This is a genomic window from Comamonas serinivorans, assembly GCF_002158865.1.
Lineage (GTDB): Bacteria > Pseudomonadota > Gammaproteobacteria > Burkholderiales > Burkholderiaceae_C > Comamonas_E > Comamonas_E serinivorans.
The window spans coordinates 1,843,468-1,859,162 of the sequence record NZ_CP021455.1 but is presented as its reverse complement, the minus strand read 5'-3'; the positions used below and the strand labels follow the sequence as shown (position 1 = coordinate 1,859,162).

Here is a 15,695-nt window from a genome sequence, read left to right as displayed (position 1 = left end):
CGCGCGAATACCGCAGTCGGGATTAAATGATAATGATTCTCATTATATCAACCGCCTTGGTGAGCCCGCCGCTCACCCGGGCGTGCCATCCCCCTGGCGACTGGTGGCGAGCTGCCATGCGCGGGTCAAAGGGGAAACGCCACCTGCACCTGCAGCCCGCCCAGGGCCGGCGACTGGCCCAGCCGCACCTGGGCACCAAAGCCATCGGCGATCGCCTTGACGATGGCCAGGCCCAGGCCGGTGCCCCCAGGCGCAGAACCCGGCACGCGGTAGAAGCGGTCGAACACCCGCTCCCGCTCCTCGGGCGCGATGCCCGGGCCCGAATCCTCGACACTCAAGGTGACGCCCTTGGCGGTAGCCGCCGTGGGCGCAGCGCCCGCCGCATCGGCCAGCGGGGCGCCCTGGCGCAGCATCAACCGCACCTCGCCGCCTTCGGGCGTGTAGCGCAACGCGTTTTCAAGCAGGTTGCGCACCAGCGAGGCAAAGCCCTCCACGTGGCCGACCAGTTGCACGGCGTCGAGCGCTTCGGCCTGCAGCGCGATGCCCCGCGCCTTGGCCAGGGGTTCCAGATCGGCCAGCGCGCGCTGGCAGGTGGCCGTGGCATCGAACGGCGTCTGCGCCACGGGGCTGATGTGTGCCCCCTCCTGCCGCGCCAGGGTCAGCAACTGCTCGACCATGCGCGTGGCGCGGTCGATGCCGGCAATCAGGCGCAGCATGGCCAGCTCGCGCTGTTCGGGCGCCTGCGCACGCTGCAGGCTTTGCGCCTGCAGGCGCAGCGCGGCCAATGGCGAGCGCAGCTCGTGCGCCGCGTCGGCCACGAAATGCTGCTGCGTGCACCAGGCCAGGTCCAGCCGCGTCAGCAGGCCATTCACCTCGCGCAGCAAGGGCTGCACCTCGGTCGGCAAACCGTCGCGCGGCAGCGGCGACAGATCGGCCAGGGACCGCTTGGCCAAGCTGGCGCGGGCGCGCTCCAGCGGTGCAAAGGCGCGTGCAATGCCCCACCACACCAGCAGCAGGCACAGCGGCATCAACAAGGCCACGGGCGCCATGGTGCGCAGCGCCAGCTTGCTGGCCAGCTCGCGACGCGACAACTCGGTCTGCGCCACCTGAATGACCTGCAGCGGGGTCTGCAGCGCGTAGACGCGAAAGCGCTGGTTGTGGGCGCGCACGTCGGAGAACCCCAGCACGGTCTGCTGCGGCAGCAGGCGCGCGCTGGCCGAGCGGTACAGCATGGTGCCGTCGGCGCGCCAGATCTGCACGATCCAGTCCTGCGCACGCTGGCCCTCGGGCACCTCGCTGTCGTCGAACACCGCCGTGGCCAGGCCGCCGCTGAGCGACAGCGCCATGCGCTGCATCTGCGAATCGAACACGGCTTCGGTCTCGCTCAAGGCGACGCGGTAGACGGCCATGGCCTGCACGCTGGCCGCCACCAGCACCACCAGCACGATGAGCCACAGCAGGCCCCGCCGCAGCGAGGGCGCGTTCAGCTCGTCGGCGTCGGCCTCGCGCCCGGCCGCGCAGGCCGACACGGCTGCATCTTGCAGCGCAGTATCAGCCGAATGCCGTTGAAGTTTGATCGGGAATTTGGCCATACTCGGCAACACCATCCTGCTTGATGCGGGCATGCAGGCACACCTCGGAGCCAGACACATGGGGGCGGCGCGGCGCAAGTCCAGAGGGGCCCCAGGCCGGCGTCACACCACCGCATGCGGCTGCGGCCAGCCGGCGGGCGACAGAACGGGCACGGACTGGAAGACCGACACCAGCGCGGCACGGTGGGGCGCCCAGGGCGCCGTGCAGGCGCGAACGCAGACACGGCCCGCAGCCCAGGCCTGCCCTCACGCTTCTTCCTTGGGCACCAGGTACCCCAGGCCGCGCACGTTCTGGATCAGACCGGACCCGAGCTTTTTGCGGATGCCGTGCACGTAGACCTCGACCGCGTTGCTCGACACCTCGTCGCGCCACGAATACAGCTTCTCCTCCAGCTGCGGGCGCGAAAGCACCCGGCCCGGCCGCGCGATCAGCGGCTCCAGCACCGCCCACTCGCGCGCCGACAGGCTGACCGGCTCGCCCTTGACCGTGACCTCCCGCGTGGCCGGCGTGATGCGGACGTCGCCCCAGCTGTAGCTGGGCTCGGCCCGGCCGCTGGCCCGCCGCACCAGCGCCCGGATGCGTGCCAGCAGCTCGTCGATGTCGTAGGGCTTGACGATGTAGTCGTCGGCCCCGGCATCCAGCCCGGCGACACGGTCGGCCACCGCATCGCGGGCCGTGGCCACCAGCACCGGCACGCGCACCTGCCGCGCGCGCAGGTCGCGCAGCACGGCCAGCCCGTCCTTGCGCGGCAGGCCCAGGTCCAGCAGCACCAGGTCGTAATCGCCCGTGGCCAGCGCGGTCTCGGCCATCTCGCCGTCCTTGACCCAGTCCACCGCCCACTGCTCGGCGCGCAAGGTGTCCAGCACCACCTCGCCAATCATCTGGTCGTCTTCCACCAACAGGATTTTCATGAGGCGGGATTGTGCCTGCATGCCGCGTCAGGCAGTATCCAAGCATTCGCGATTCAGGCCAATCGACAAGCGAGTCGTACTGCCACCTGCACATCGGCAGCAGGGCCATGTGGCACGGAAGTGCGTGCGGCTGGATGAGTCGGACCGTCGCGCCGCGCCTCGCGCCGCAGCGACACGTCGCAAGCCTGCGGGCCGGTGCCTGTGCCTCCGCCACCGCACGGCCTCAGCACCCGGACAAGCCCCGGCTGAACCGCTTGACCCGGCGTGTCACACGCGCCTGGAGGCCGGCCGACGCGGGCGACGAGCAGCCATCCTGCGGCCGGTTTCGCCGAAACGCCGATTTTTGTGGCCCAATATAGGGTTTTCTCAATCGATTGACTGGAGTTACACCATGGGCAACAAAATCGTCACCGAAGCAGATCGCAAGGCCACCCCTCCCCTGCCTGGCGCCACCAAGGCCCGCCAGGGCGCCGGCCAGCGCGTGAGCCTGGAGCGCGGCTCGCACACGCGCAGCAAGAAGAACGCCGGCAAACGCCCGCACCAAGGCTGATGCACCCCGGCGAGTCCTTCGCCGGTGCCGCCCCAAGCGCCTGATGCAGGCGCTTTTTTGTTGCCCGATGCATCCAATCCGCAGTCCGCTGGCCTTCGCCAGGGCGCCGAGCAGCTGGTTCTCCGCTGGCCTTCGCCAAGGCGCGATGCAGCAGGTTCATCACCGAGGTGACGTCGACCTGTACCGGTGCGGTATTTCCGAACGTGGCCAGCCTTCCGCTCGCTGGGCGCCCATGCGGCGCTTGGAAACCACGCTTTCCGAGGCATCAACCTGGCGCAGCTCCAGCGCCCCCGTCCGAGTCGATGCGGCTCAGCCTCAAGACCAGGCCGTCGAACCGCAGGACGTCGGGAGACGCGACTTCCTGGGCAAGACCACGATGCGCCAGGTGCGCATGCTCGCGCATCAGCCGGGAAAGCTGACCCTCAGCAGACACGCGCACAGGCCTGTCTAGGGCGCCCGTGATGGGTCGCGAGTCGCATCCGCAAGCCACGCATGAACCTGCTCGAGCACCTCGACCGACAGCTCAGGATCATCGACCGAGCGGGCGAGGATGACGGCGCCCACCATCGCGGACCAACTGCCGATGGCGGCGCGGCGGCGCTCAGCGGCAGAGCCTGACGGGAGCGCTTCGCTGATCCGCGCGATCTGCTGGCGCAGGCCCTCGGTCATGGCCGCCCGCGCCTGGGCCCCCTGATGGCGCGTTTCGGCGGCCAGGCCCGCCGTGGGACAACCCTTGGCAGGGTTGTCTCGGTGCCGTGTGGACAGGTACCCGCCGAGGAAGGTCTCGAAATCGAACGCACTGCGCTCTGCGGGCTGGTAGGCCTGGGTCAGCGCCTGGGCGATCAGGTCGTCCTTTGACCTGAAGTGCCCGTAAAAGCCGCCGTGTGTCAGGCCGGCGGCCTTCATCACTTCGGCCACGCTGACCGATTCGAACCCCTTCTCGCGAAAGAGCCGACCCGCGGCTTCCAGGATTCGCTTGCGGTTGTCCGCCATCTGTTCCCGGCTGACTTTCATCGTGGGCTCTCCGTGCATGCATTGACTTTTACATGATATCTGTCATATTTAAACCTTATTCATGATTGTCATCATCAATAAAACACCCCCACTCTTCGGAACACACCCATGGCATCCACCGTTTTAGTGACAGGCGCCTCTTCCGGCATTGGTGCAACGTATGCAGACCGCTTCGCTCGGCGCGGGCACAACCTGGTGCTGGTCGCGCGCAATGCCGCGCGGCTGGAGGCGCTGGCATCGCGGCTGACCCAGGACACAGGCGTCACCATCGACATCCTGCAAGGCGACCTGACCAGGCCCGATGACCTGGAAGCCGTCGAGGCACGGCTGCGCGAGGACACGCGCATCGAGGTCCTGGTCAACAACGCCGGCGCCGCGCTGAGCGGCAGCTTCATCGGCCAAACCCCACGGGACGTTGGCCGTCTGATCGCCTTGAACACCACCGCCGTCGCGTGCCTCGCCAGCGCGGTCGCGCCCAGGTTCGCCGCGGCAGGCGCGGGTGCCATCGTCAACGTCTCGTCGGTGGTCGGACTGGCGCCGGAGTTCGGCATGAGCGTCTATGGCGCGACCAAGGCCTTCGTGACCTTCCTGTCGCAGAGCCTGGCCTTGGAGCTGGGCCCGAGGGGGGTGTATGTCCAGGCGGTGCTGCCCTCGGCGACGCGCACGGATATCTGGGATGGCGTGGACGCCGCGCGGCTGGCTTCGATGATGGACGTCGGCACGCTGGTCGACGCAGCGCTGGTGGGCTTCGATCGGCGCGAGGCCATCACCCTGCCTGTCCTCACCGATGCAGCCCGTTGGGACGACTACGAGGCCGCACGCAAGGCGATGGTCCCGGATTTCGCGTGTTCGCAACCCGCAGCCCGCTACCAGGGATGAACGGACGCAGCGGCCTGCCCTGCACACCGCCTACGCGGCCATGTTCTCTGCAGGCAGCAGAGCGGCATCACGCCGGCGCGCGGCGACCTGCTCGTGACAGGCGCCAACGGTGGCGTTGGGTAGCGATCGCAAGGTGGACGTCAACGCCGGGTCCACAGCGGGCGGGCGACCGGCGCCCGTGACGCCAACCCACTGAGCGCCCATCCATGCGGATCGCCAGCCAGACCGCTGTGCACCGCGTGGCTCGGTGGCCCATCCGCGTGGCTTGACCAAGCGTTGGCATGGCGCCTCGATCGGCCGCAGTATCGATCCATTGCCGTTTTTCCTAGAACGGCATCTGGCATATACCCTCAATTCACGCAGCAACCACTGGCAGCCTCAGGTCACGGCACGCAGGCTTTGCATCACCGGGCGCGTCAGCACCTGGCGCAAACCGATCCAGCCGGCCAGCCAGGCCAGCAGCGCGCCGGCACCGGCGCCGGCCAGCGGCACCCAGGGCACGGGGGTCCAGCTGAACTCGAACGCGTAGCGCGCCAGCGCCCAGCCCACGCCCAGCGCCACACAGCTGGCCAGAAAGCCGGCCAGCAGGCCCACGCCCAGCAGCTCGGCACGCTGCACGCGCGCCAGCAGCCGCGCGCTGGCGCCCACGGCGCGCATGATGGCGAACTCGCGCGCGCGGTCTTCGCGCGTGGCTGTCACGGCAGCAAACAGCACGATCAGCCCGGCGGCCAGCGTGAAGGCGAACAGCAGCTGCACCGCGCCGATGACCTGATCGAGCACGCCCTGCACCTGGGCCAGGGTGGCCGTCAGGTTGACATTGGTCACGTTCGGAAAGGCGCGCACCAGCGCGTTGTCGAAGCCTTGCGCCTGCGGCGTGCCGGCTTCGGGGGCGCGGTAGGCCGCCATGTAGGTGATGGGCAGGTCCACGCTGTCCGCGTCGTTGGCCGGCGCGCCGCCGCCGGCGCTCACCACGCCCGCGCTGCCCTCGGCCAGGCTGATCCGCATCTGCGCATGCGGGAACAGCACGAAGAAGTTGGCGTGCATGGAGCCCCACTCCACCTTGCGCAGCGAGGTGATGCGCCCCTGCAGCGGCAGGCCACCCACGTCAAAGTGCAGCACATCGCCGAGCTTCAGGCCCAATGTGGTGGCCAAGCCCTCTTCCACGCTGATGGCGCCCGGCTCCTCGTCCACCCAGGCCCCGGCCACCACGGGGTTGTGGCTGGGCACCTGGGCGCTGTTCGACAGGTTGAACTCGCGGTCGACCAGCCGCTTGGCCCGCTCTTCGGCGTAGTCGTCGGGTGTCACGGCCCGGTCGTTCACCTGCACCAGGCGGCCGCGGAACATGGGGTACCAGTCGAACTGCTGCACCCCCGCATCGCGCAACCGGGCCTGAAACGCCTCGGCCTGATCGGGCATCACGTTGATGACGAAGCGGTTGGGTGCGTCGGGCGGCGTGGCCTCGCGCCAGCCGGCGATCAGGTCGGTGCGCAACAGCACCAGCAGCACCAGCGCCAGCAGGCCCACGGCCAGGCTGCTGACCTGCACCACGGCATACGCCGGGCGGGCGCTGATCTGCCGCGTGGCCAGCACCAGCCACGAAGGCGCGGTGCGCTCGTTCACGGTCCGGCGCAGCACCCACACGGCCAGCCAGCTCAGCACCGCGAACACCGCCACGGCGCCGGCAAAGCCGCCCACGGCGATCAGGCCCAGCTTCAGGTCGGCGCTGACCACCAGCAGCAAGGCCGCGAAGCCCAGCACCCCCAGGCCCAGCACGGCCAGCGAGGCAGGCTTGAGCTGCCCCACGTCACGCCGCAGCACGCGCAGCGGCGGCACACGCGCCAGCTGCAGCACCGGCGGCAAGCCGAACGCGACCAGCAGCGTCAGCCCCACGCCCAGCCCCAGCAGCGCCGGCCACGCCCCCACGGGCGGCAGTTCGACCGCCACCAGGCCCGCCAGCAACTGCACGAAGCCCAGGTGCACCAGCCAGCCCAGCAGCACGCCCACCAGGCTGCCCGCGAGTCCAGCCAGCACGAACTCGACCACGTAGGCGCCCGCGATGCGCCGCTGCGACTGCCCCAGCACGCGCAACATGGCGCAGTGGTCCAGCTGACGCGCGGCAAAGCCCCGCGCCGCCAGCGCCACGGCCACCGCGCTGAGCATGGCCGCCAGCAACGCCACCAGCGACAGGAACTTGTCGGCGCGGCCCAGGGTGCGCTCCATCTCGGGCCGGCCCGCGTCCAGGGTGTCCACGCGCAGGCCGCGCACGCTGCGCTCATCCACCTGCTGCTGCACCCAGCCGGTGAAGCGCGCCACCGCGGCGTCGCCGGCGTTGCCCGCGCCATCCTGGCCAGCCACCGCCAGGCGGTAGGTCACGCGGCTGGCGGGCTGGATCAGGCCGGTGGCCGGCATGTCGGCCAGGTTCAGCATCACCCGCGGTGAAAAGCTGAGGAAGCCGGTGCCGCGATCGGGCTCTTTGACGATGACGCGCGTCACGCGCAGGCGTGCATCGCCCAGCAACAGCGCGTCGCCCAGCGCCAGGCCCAGCCCGTCGAGCAGGTTGGCATCGACCCAGGCTTCGCCGCGTTCCGGGGCGCCGTCGCCGGTTGGCAGGGTCGGCTGCGCCAGGCCATCAGCTGGAGCAGCTGCAGCGACTGCACCCTTGCCGGTCGGCACGGCCGCGCCGGTCGCCGCCGTGCCCGTGGCACCCCGCCGCGTCTCGGGCGCGCTGCCATCGGCGGCGGCACTGAGGGTGAGCTGACCGCGCAGCGGGTAGCTGGCCTCCACGGCTTTCAGGGTGACCAGCTGGCTGGCGCCGCCGCGCTCGTCCGGCGCCCGCGCCATGGTCGGAAAACTCAGGGTGTGCGCCAGCCGCAGGCCCTGCGCCTGCGCCCGGGCCTCGAACTCGGGCGGCAGCGGGTTGTCGGCCACCACCACGGCGTCACCGCCCAACAGCTGCCGCGCATCGCGTGCCAGCCCGGACTGCAGGCGATCGGCGAAAAAGCCCACCGCCGTGAGCGCCGCCACCGCCAACGCCACCGCCGCCATCAACAGCCGCAGGTCGCCCGCGCGCAGGTCACGCCACAGCGCGCGCCAGCCCTGGGCCAGCACGCTGGGGGCGCGTGGCGCCGCGGGCGCAGCGGTCGAGGTGGGCAACCCCGGGGCGGATTCGGCGGTGTGAGCGGGGCTCGGCATGGCAGGCGGCTTTCAAACAATGAAACAGAGTATGACCATGCTGCCGATTCATATTCAACGGCAACATGGCCATACCCCAATGCATGCTGCGGCACCCAGCCTGATGGCCACCGCGAATCAGGTCACCAACCCGGCGGCGCGGTCGGCGGTCGGCAGGGCCCGCATCCGGCGCTGACGCTACCAGAAGCCTGCGCCGGCCGGGCCTGACGCCGCCACTTGCCCCGGACGGTGGCGGCCTTCTTGCTGGCCATTCAGGCCGCTGCCGCAGGGCCGTTGCGGAACCGTTGCGGAACCGTTTCGGGGACGTGCGGCAGGCGCTTTTGCCAGTCGGCCGGCAACCCCTGGCCGTGCTTGACCAGGGCGTCGATGTCGCCGGCCAGGGCCAGCGTGGCCACGTCGGCGGAGATGCCGTCGAGCGCCGTTCCGGGGGCCAGTTCGCGCCCTTGCGGCCACGCGTTGCGGCAAGGCCGCGCGCCGGGCGCGCAGGCCGCCAAGGGATAATCCCGCCACGCCGCACGCCGTGCGGCACCGAACCCTTCCCTTCGTCATGACCGCACTCGACCCCGCCCTCGCTCCCCGTGAACTGGCCCCCGGCCTGGTGATCCGTCAGCTCACGCCGCCGCTCAAGCTGTCGGACTTCAAGCTCATCGCCTTCGACATGGACTCCACGCTGATCAACATCGAGTGCGTGGACGAGATCGCCGACGAAGCCGGCCGCAAGGCCGAGGTGGCGGCCATCACCGAAGCCGCGATGCGCGGCGAGATCGAGGATTACAAGGAGAGCCTGCGCCAGCGCGTGGCGCTGCTCAAGGGCGTGACGCTGGGCCACCTGGAGCACGTCTACAACGAGCGCCTGCAGCTGAACCCGGGCGTCGAACAACTGGTGGCCGCCTGCCAGGCCGCAGGCCTGAAAACGCTGCTGGTCTCGGGCGGCTTCACCTTCTTCGCCGAACGCATCCGCCAACGCCTGAAGCTGGACTTCGCGCGCTCCAACCTGCTGGAGTGGGATGGCGACGCGCTGACCGGGCGCATGGTGGACCAGAGCTGGGGCGACATCTGCGACGGCGAGCAAAAACGCCAGACCGTGCTGGACGTGGCCTCGCTGCTCGGCATCTCGCCCAAGCAGTGCATCGCCGTGGGCGATGGCTCGAACGACCTGCCCATGATGCGCGCCGTGGGCTTGTCGGTGGCCTTCCATGCCAAACCGCGCGTGCGCGGCGAGGCCAAGGTGGCCATCAACGAAGGCGGGCTGGACCGCCTGCTCGAGGTGTTCCAGGGCTGAGCCGCCGTGTGCCGCAGCGGGTTGTAGACGCATCGAAGCGTTGAGCGCGCGCCGGTCCATGAGGGCCGCGCCGACTCGCGCCGCGGGCCCGGCCCCGACATCTGCACCACACGGAGCGGTGTTCGCAGGATGCAAGCCTGTCAAACAGGCCAACGCCGTGAGCGCGGCCCGTGGGATCGCCGCTCCTGGTGGCGCGCGTGCTTGCCCGCTTCACGCCCCTGGCATCGGCCGCCAGCGTGAGCCCCATCCACAGCGGCCTGCAGTGAAGCGCTCCCCAGCCCGTCTACGTACCGCCGGCCGACGGCCACGTCCAGTGCGCGCCCGGGTTCGTCATCCTTTTGCTGGCCGGACAAGAATTGATTGACGCAGTATCCAACGCTGCCGATTCATCCATCGACAGCAACGCCCGATACCCCTGCCATTGAGACCTACCGGATCATCAACCCACGGCGTGCCGCTCGATGAACAGCGCCAGCAGCCTCAGTCGCGCGAGGCGCCTGCCGCCTGCAGCCTGGCCTCGTAGTCGGCCCAGCGTGCGGCCTGGTCGCGGCCCAGCTCGTACAGGTAGGTCCAGGTGAAGATGCCGCTGTCGTGGCCATCCGAAAACGTGGGCCGGATGGCGTAGTTGCCCACGGGGTCCACGGCGGTCACCGTCACCGCGCGCTTGCCGGTCTGCAGCACCTCCTGGCCGGGGCCATGGCCCTTGACCTCGGCCGATGGCGAGTAGACACGCAGCAGCTCGAACGGCAGGCGGAACGCGGCGCCGTCGTCAAAGGCGATTTCCAGCACGCGCGACTTGGCGTGGACGGTGATGGACACAGGACTGGGGTGCATGGCGGACAGGGATGAAAACAGATCGGAACGCGGCGCGGCGGTGGGCTGCACCCCGGGCAGAGGAACGCGGGGCCGGCAGGCGACGGCCCCTGTGCTGGCAGGTCATCAGCGGCGCCACGCACCGAGGCGGCACGGATGACCACGAGGTTGCGCTCGTCGCGCGACGTCAGGCCGCCACCGGGGACGAGGCCGGCACGGATGGCCAGAGGTCATGGGGAACTTCAGGTGCTCACCGGAGCGCCAACCGCCGCAACCCGCCACACCGCAGGCCAAGGCCCGGCATTAAGCCACAAACACCCAGGCCCCCACCGGCACGCACCGCCAGGTCGCGGTCGGGCGTGGCGGTGCGGCCTGCACCGAGCATCCCGGACCACCGGCCCGCGTAGGGCCTCGACAGCGCATCGGCGCAGGTATAGTGCCCGCAACCATGAACACACCGCGCCTGCACCACATCGTTTTCCTCAGCCTGCTGTTGCTGGTGACGCTGGCCTTTGGCTGGGTGCTGTCACCGTACTTCGGCGCCGTGTTCTGGGCCATGATCCTGGCGATGCTGTTCAACGCACCGTTCCAGTGGCTCAAGCGCAAGTTTCGTGGCCAGGCCACGCTGGCGGCGCTGGTCACGCTGGTGATCTGCCTGGTCATCGTGGTGCTGCCGCTGGCACTGGTCGGCATGTCGCTGGTGTCCGACATCGTCGCCTTCACGCAGCGCGTGAACAACGGCGAGATCGACTACCGCCACTACTACCAGCAGGTGCTGCAGGCGATTCCGCCCTGGGTCGACGACCTGGCCCGGCGCGTCGGCATCTCGGTGAACAACCTGGACGAGCTGGCCGAAAAAATCGGCAGCGCCGCGCTGCAGGCCGGCCAGGTGGTCACCACGCATGCGCTGTCCATCGGCCAGAACACCTTCCAGTTCATGGTCAGCTTCGTGATCATGCTGTACCTGCTGTTCTTCCTGCTGCGCGACGGCGTCGCCATCTCGCGGCTGATCCGCAACGCCGTGCCCATGGACAAGATGCACACCACCTACCTGCTGGGCAAGTTCACCACGGTGGTGCGCGCCACGGTCAAGGGCAACGTGGTGGTGGCCGTGGTCCAGGGCGCGCTGGGTGCGCTGGCCTTCTGGTTCCTGGGCATCACCGGCGCGGTGTTCTGGGGCGTGATCATGGCTTTCCTGTCGCTGCTGCCCGCCGTGGGCGCGGCGCTGATCTGGGCGCCCGTGGCCATCTACCTGCTGGCCACCGGCCAGACCTGGCAAGGCCTGGCCCTGGTGGCCTGGGGCGTGATCGTCATCGGCATGTCGGACAACGTGCTGCGCCCCATCCTGGTGGGCAAGGACACCAAGTTGCCCGACTACGTGGTGCTGCTGTCCACCATCGGTGGCATGTCGCTGGTGGGCATCAACGGCTTCGTGATCGGCCCCACCGTGGCGGCCATGTTCATGGCCTTCTGGGCGCTGTTCAACTACGAGTCCGAGCGCCACGCCGAGCGCAACGCGGCCGATGTGCCCGACGTGCCGGAGTGATGGCGCCAGGCCCTGCGCACCCGTCGATACCGGCAAAAACGTCCCGCAATGGTCTCGACCTTTGGAGCCCCTTGGACAGCGGCGCGATCCTCGGCCTGACGCCCCGCAGGCGGCGCGCAACCCCACCGCTTCAGGCCAGGGCCGCACACGCCGGCCTTCGCGCTCAGGCTCCAGAGCAGCCACCCCACAAAGGCTGACCCGCACTCACAAGGCCTGAGCCAGCCCGCACACAGCAAGCAGTATTCAGCCTCCTCCGTTTCAAGCTGAACGCAAAGCACACCATACTGTCGTATTCAGATTCAGCAACAGCCCCACCGCAGGACCTGACCGCCGTTTACCCCCATGGCGTGCAGCGCAGCCCCCGCGTGCTACCCTCGCGCCCCATGTTTGCCCCCACCCAGGCGGAAGTCCGCCGCTTTTTCTGCAGCGCCTATGCCAAGTGGCGCGACGGCGCGCCCATGGAAGCCATCGAGCAGATCGCCGCGCAATGGATCGAACTGCACCCCGAGTACCACACCGTGCTGGCGGACGTCGACGCGGCCCTCGAGGCCCAATACCCCAGCGACGGAGCCGGCGACGCACGCCAGATGGGCAATCCGTTCCTGCACCTGTCCATGCACCTGTCGATCAGCGAACAGTGCAGCATCGACCAGCCCCGCGGCATCCGCCAGGCCGTCGAGCTGCTGGCCCGCCGCAAGGACGACCTGCACGCCGCCCACCACGCCGCCATGGATTGCCTGGGCCAGATGCTGTGGGACGCGCAACGCAACAAGCGCCCGCCCGACGGCGACGCCTACGTGGCCTGCGTGCAGCGGCGCGCCACGGCCTTGTGATTGGCTCGCCGGCCGGGTCCCTGACTTGTTGGACCAAGCCTCAGGCTTTGCCACAGCGCATCGACCGCCGAATGGCGGGTCTGCCAACGCGTCACCGGCTGGCGCACTGAAGCCGCACGCGTCCGTACGCCACGGGTTCAAATGGGCATGGATGAACCCAGTTGTGTTCACGGTGGAATTCATCCCTGCCGACGGTCAGACGCGATGTCCGGCTGGCTGGCGCTGCGTCTGCGGATGACACCGCGCGGAGCCCTTGCGCCGCAAAGATGTTTCCGAAAGTTCAAATACAGTCCATACGAAAATTCTTGGACTACATTGGAACAACCTGCAAGTGTCGCAGGGAGTTACGGAGACCATCATGTCGAAGATCATTGACTTTTTTCCGCAGACTGAAGTTCGCATTGCCCGCCTGAACCACGTCAGCGGGGGCGATGCCGACATCTTTTCCAAGTCCGGACGCAGCACCCATGTGTATGTGCGCGCATTCACGCCGGTTCCTGTGCGAAGCAGCACGGCGGTGCAGTGCCTGGTGGAATACTCTGTGGAAGAGGGCAGGAGCAACAACACGCGTTTGCTGGGGCGCACGACAGTGACGATGGAGCTGGAAAACGGGATGCGCCTCAACAAGATTGGCGGTGGCTTCAAGCCGGCCAATTACTACGAGCGCATCATGGGCGAGCAACACGGCCTGATGGACATTTCAGACCGTCCGGGGATATCCGGCAGCTACCTGCAGACTTGCCGCATTCGCATCGACGGCAAAGGGGATGATGACCAAGGCAACGCAAGCCTGGAAGGCACGCTGATCTTGCCGTTGCGCGTTGAGGTTGAAGATGAGGCGCCATCCACGCCATCGCGATCCTTTTCGCGTCTGGAGATGCTGCAGGGTCGGCCATTCTTCAAATCGGTCAAACTGGGCCTGCCCATGGAGGACTGAGCCTCGGCGTCGCATTGACATTGGCATTGTGCGTGGGGCGCAAACCGTCCTGATTCAAGCCCGCCTCGGCGGGCTTTTTGCTGCACGAGGAGCACACGGGCGGCAAACCCTGGCCTGTTCGATGCCCTGACATCAAAAGGACGCCTCAATGGCGATCTGATGGCACTCAAGCCATGGCCTGCATGCGCCTCAGCAGGGCCTCGACACAGGGGCCGAACACGGCGTGCTCGGCCACCCATTGGCGGTTGCGCGCGGCGATGCGCGGCGCCTCGGCCAGCGCCTCGAGCCAGTCGCGCTCGGGCACGGCCTGCCTCGCACCCTGAATGGCATCGCCCACCAGCAGCCCGTTGACGCGGTGCGCAACGAGTTCGCGGTTGGCTGGCAGATCGCTCAAGACCGGCACGCAGCCGTGCGCCATGGCTTCGAGCACCGAGACGGCCACCGAATCGCTGGCGGGCAGGCTGAGGTACCAGCGCGCCGCCGCGTAGTGCTGCGCCTGCGTGGCCGCGTCCAGGCGACCGACGAAGCGGACCGCCTCGCCCAGGCCATGTTGCGTCACCCAGGCCTGCAGCGCGTCGCGCAGGCTGCCGTCGTTGGCCACCACCAGCTGCGCCTCGGGCCGGTGGGCCTGCACCTGGGCAAACAACTCGAGCACGGCCTGCGGGCGGTAGATGGGCTCCAGCCCGCGGTTGGCAAAGAACAGCCAGGGCGGCTTGGCGGCCGCGTGGCTGTCGGTTGCGGGCGGCAGGGCCTCGAGGCCGAACGGAAACGTCATGACCTCGCGCGCGCCCAGGGCCTGCATGCGTGCGCTCATGTGGTGCGAATCGCTGGTGCACAGGTCGGCCTGGCGCAGGATGGCCTGGGTCAGCCAGCGCAGCGCGGCGCTGCGTTCGGGCGTGACCAGGATGTCGCTGCCCCAGGCCGAGGCCAGCACCCGCCCCCGCAGCCGCCAAACGCGCTTGGCCAGCAGCGCCAGCGTGCCGCTCGACGTGAGGTAATGCGGGTTGATCCAGTCGGCATCAACGCGGGCCAGCCATGCCCCCACGCGCGGCAGCTGCTTCAGCAGGCTGGTGTTGCCGCCCGCGTGCTGCGGCCGGGTGTTCAGCGCCAGGCGCCGCTCGGGCGCCACCCAGGCGTCCCAATCGGGCACAAAGCCCCGCGTGGAGACGGCGAACACCTCGACGGACTGGCCGTGCACGCGCGCCTGACTCAACGCGCGCGCCCACTTCAGCAGGTGCGGGCTCTCGCCATCACCCACCAGCACATGGCGCAGCGGGCGGGCGGGCGGCTCAGCGGGCAAGTCAGCCAACATGGCCGTTGCGGGATAGGGCATCAAGCGTGGCTCAGGCATGCCACGCACCGACCTGCGGCAGCCCCGGCGCGCCGGGCGACGAGGCCGTCACCGCCTGCACCCAGCGCTGGTAGGCCGCCTGCAGCTCGGCGCCATCCAGGCCGTGCTCGCCAGCCAGGCGCGTGAGCCACGCGGCGTCGCCCGTCCGCACGTCGCCCACCACCTGCGCCGGACTGCCGGCCACCACGGCGAAATCGGGCACCACGCCGCGCACGCGGCTGTGCGCGGCCACCAGGCAACAGGCGCCCAGCCGGGTGCCGGCCTCCAGCGTGCTGTGCGGCCCGATGAAGCTGTGCGCGCCCACGGTCACGGCCTCGCGCCGGTCCCCCGGCAAGCCCGTGGCCTGCTCGGCCGTGTCCAGGCTCAGCCCCGACAAGGCCTTGGCCACACGCACGCTGCGGTGCGTCGAGTGGCTGACGATGGACACGAAATTGGTGACCTGCACGCCTGTGCTCAGGGCCACGCCTGCGCTGGCCTCGATGAACACGAAATGGCCGATGAAGACGTCGTCGGCCAGCCGCAGGCGGTCCTCGTGCTCGATGAGCACCGTGGGCGACAGCCGCGTGGCCGGCCGCAGCGCCCCCTGGCTGCGCTCGCCAAACAGCAGGCGACCGAACAGCAGCCGCCAGAGCTGGCGGCGCAGGCGGTTGACGCTGGCGCGGATGCGGACGCGAAGGGGTGACGGAAACAAGCGCATGAAGGTCTCTGCCCCGGATTGTCGCCGCAGCCGCGCGGCGCACCAGCCGCCGGCGCACCCAGGCCCCGCATATGCGCGCACCGCGCATGCACATGCA

At 69.2% G+C, this 15,695-nt stretch carries 14 protein-coding genes and 1 pseudogene; 7 read left to right on the top strand and 8 right to left on the bottom strand.

Features of this window, described 5'->3' with window-relative positions; all coding sequences use genetic code 11:
• Nucleotides 1–125 precede the first annotated feature (125 nt).
• Nucleotides 126–1,592, bottom strand: a complete 1,467-nt coding sequence (locus tag CCO03_RS07890; protein WP_087279500.1) for an ATP-binding protein — start codon at nucleotides 1,590–1,592, stop codon at nucleotides 126–128.
• A 246-nt stretch (nucleotides 1,593–1,838) separates the two neighbouring features.
• The gene (locus CCO03_RS07885) at nucleotides 1,839–2,504 is read right to left on the bottom strand and encodes a response regulator (RefSeq protein WP_087279496.1); all 666 of its coding nucleotides are present in this window, start codon (nucleotides 2,502–2,504) and stop codon (nucleotides 1,839–1,841) included.
• A 391-nt stretch (nucleotides 2,505–2,895) separates the two neighbouring features.
• Between CCO03_RS07885 and CCO03_RS20060 the strand changes: the two genes are divergently transcribed.
• Nucleotides 2,896–3,054 (top strand): hypothetical protein, encoded by a 159-nt coding sequence (locus tag CCO03_RS20060; protein ID WP_169717460.1) that lies wholly within the window; start codon nucleotides 2,896–2,898, stop codon nucleotides 3,052–3,054.
• Nucleotides 3,055–3,501: 447 nt separating this feature from the next.
• On the opposite strand, the gene CCO03_RS07875 is transcribed toward CCO03_RS20060, so the two are convergent.
• The gene (locus CCO03_RS07875) at nucleotides 3,502–4,068 is read right to left on the bottom strand and encodes a TetR/AcrR family transcriptional regulator (protein WP_087284407.1); all 567 of its coding nucleotides are present in this window, start codon (nucleotides 4,066–4,068) and stop codon (nucleotides 3,502–3,504) included.
• A gap of 108 nt (nucleotides 4,069–4,176) precedes the next feature.
• Between CCO03_RS07875 and CCO03_RS07870 the strand changes: the two genes are divergently transcribed.
• Nucleotides 4,177–4,947 (top strand): SDR family NAD(P)-dependent oxidoreductase, encoded by a 771-nt coding sequence (locus tag CCO03_RS07870; RefSeq protein WP_087279491.1) that lies wholly within the window; start codon nucleotides 4,177–4,179, stop codon nucleotides 4,945–4,947.
• Between the two features lie 378 nt (nucleotides 4,948–5,325).
• Here the strand turns inward: CCO03_RS07870 and CCO03_RS07865 are convergent, their stop codons facing one another.
• The gene (locus tag CCO03_RS07865) at nucleotides 5,326–8,139 is read right to left on the bottom strand and encodes an ABC transporter permease (RefSeq protein ID WP_236904083.1); all 2,814 of its coding nucleotides are present in this window, start codon (nucleotides 8,137–8,139) and stop codon (nucleotides 5,326–5,328) included.
• A gap of 31 nt (nucleotides 8,140–8,170) precedes the next feature.
• Between CCO03_RS07865 and CCO03_RS20165 the strand changes: the two genes are divergently transcribed.
• A complete protein-coding gene (locus CCO03_RS20165) occupies nucleotides 8,171–8,314 on the top strand; it encodes a hypothetical protein (RefSeq protein ID WP_157667560.1) in 144 nt (47 codons plus the stop codon).
• A 130-nt stretch (nucleotides 8,315–8,444) separates the two neighbouring features.
• Here CCO03_RS20165 and CCO03_RS19565 read toward each other — a convergent pair.
• Nucleotides 8,445–8,555 (bottom strand): annotated as a pseudogene (locus CCO03_RS19565) (sulfate transporter subunit); the annotation flags it as partial.
• A gap of 131 nt (nucleotides 8,556–8,686) precedes the next feature.
• Here CCO03_RS19565 and serB point away from each other — a divergent pair.
• Nucleotides 8,687–9,421, top strand: coding sequence for a phosphoserine phosphatase SerB (gene serB / locus CCO03_RS07855; protein WP_087279486.1), 735 nt, complete (start codon nucleotides 8,687–8,689; stop codon nucleotides 9,419–9,421).
• A 480-nt stretch (nucleotides 9,422–9,901) separates the two neighbouring features.
• On the opposite strand, the gene CCO03_RS07850 is transcribed toward serB, so the two are convergent.
• Nucleotides 9,902–10,255 (bottom strand): gamma-butyrobetaine hydroxylase family protein, encoded by a 354-nt coding sequence (locus tag CCO03_RS07850; protein ID WP_087279483.1) that lies wholly within the window; start codon nucleotides 10,253–10,255, stop codon nucleotides 9,902–9,904.
• Between the two features lie 427 nt (nucleotides 10,256–10,682).
• Here CCO03_RS07850 and CCO03_RS07845 point away from each other — a divergent pair, with 427 nt between their 5' ends.
• From CCO03_RS07845 to CCO03_RS07835, 3 genes are all read left to right on the top strand, one after another.
• A complete protein-coding gene (locus CCO03_RS07845) occupies nucleotides 10,683–11,780 on the top strand; it encodes an AI-2E family transporter (RefSeq protein WP_087279477.1) in 1,098 nt (365 codons plus the stop codon).
• A 383-nt stretch (nucleotides 11,781–12,163) separates the two neighbouring features.
• Nucleotides 12,164–12,613, top strand: coding sequence for a DUF1841 family protein (locus tag CCO03_RS07840; RefSeq protein ID WP_087279474.1), 450 nt, complete (start codon nucleotides 12,164–12,166; stop codon nucleotides 12,611–12,613).
• Between the two features lie 358 nt (nucleotides 12,614–12,971).
• The gene (locus CCO03_RS07835; protein WP_087279471.1) at nucleotides 12,972–13,550 is read left to right on the top strand and encodes a hypothetical protein; all 579 of its coding nucleotides are present in this window, start codon (nucleotides 12,972–12,974) and stop codon (nucleotides 13,548–13,550) included.
• A 166-nt stretch (nucleotides 13,551–13,716) separates the two neighbouring features.
• Here CCO03_RS07835 and CCO03_RS07830 read toward each other — a convergent pair whose 3' ends face one another.
• The gene (locus CCO03_RS07830; RefSeq protein WP_087279468.1) at nucleotides 13,717–14,862 is read right to left on the bottom strand and encodes a glycosyltransferase; all 1,146 of its coding nucleotides are present in this window, start codon (nucleotides 14,860–14,862) and stop codon (nucleotides 13,717–13,719) included.
• Between the two features lie 31 nt (nucleotides 14,863–14,893).
• On the bottom strand, nucleotides 14,894–15,598 hold the full coding sequence (locus tag CCO03_RS07825) for an acyltransferase (RefSeq protein ID WP_236904082.1): 705 nt from the start codon (nucleotides 15,596–15,598) through the stop codon (nucleotides 14,894–14,896).
• Between the last annotated feature and the right edge of the window lie 97 nt (nucleotides 15,599–15,695).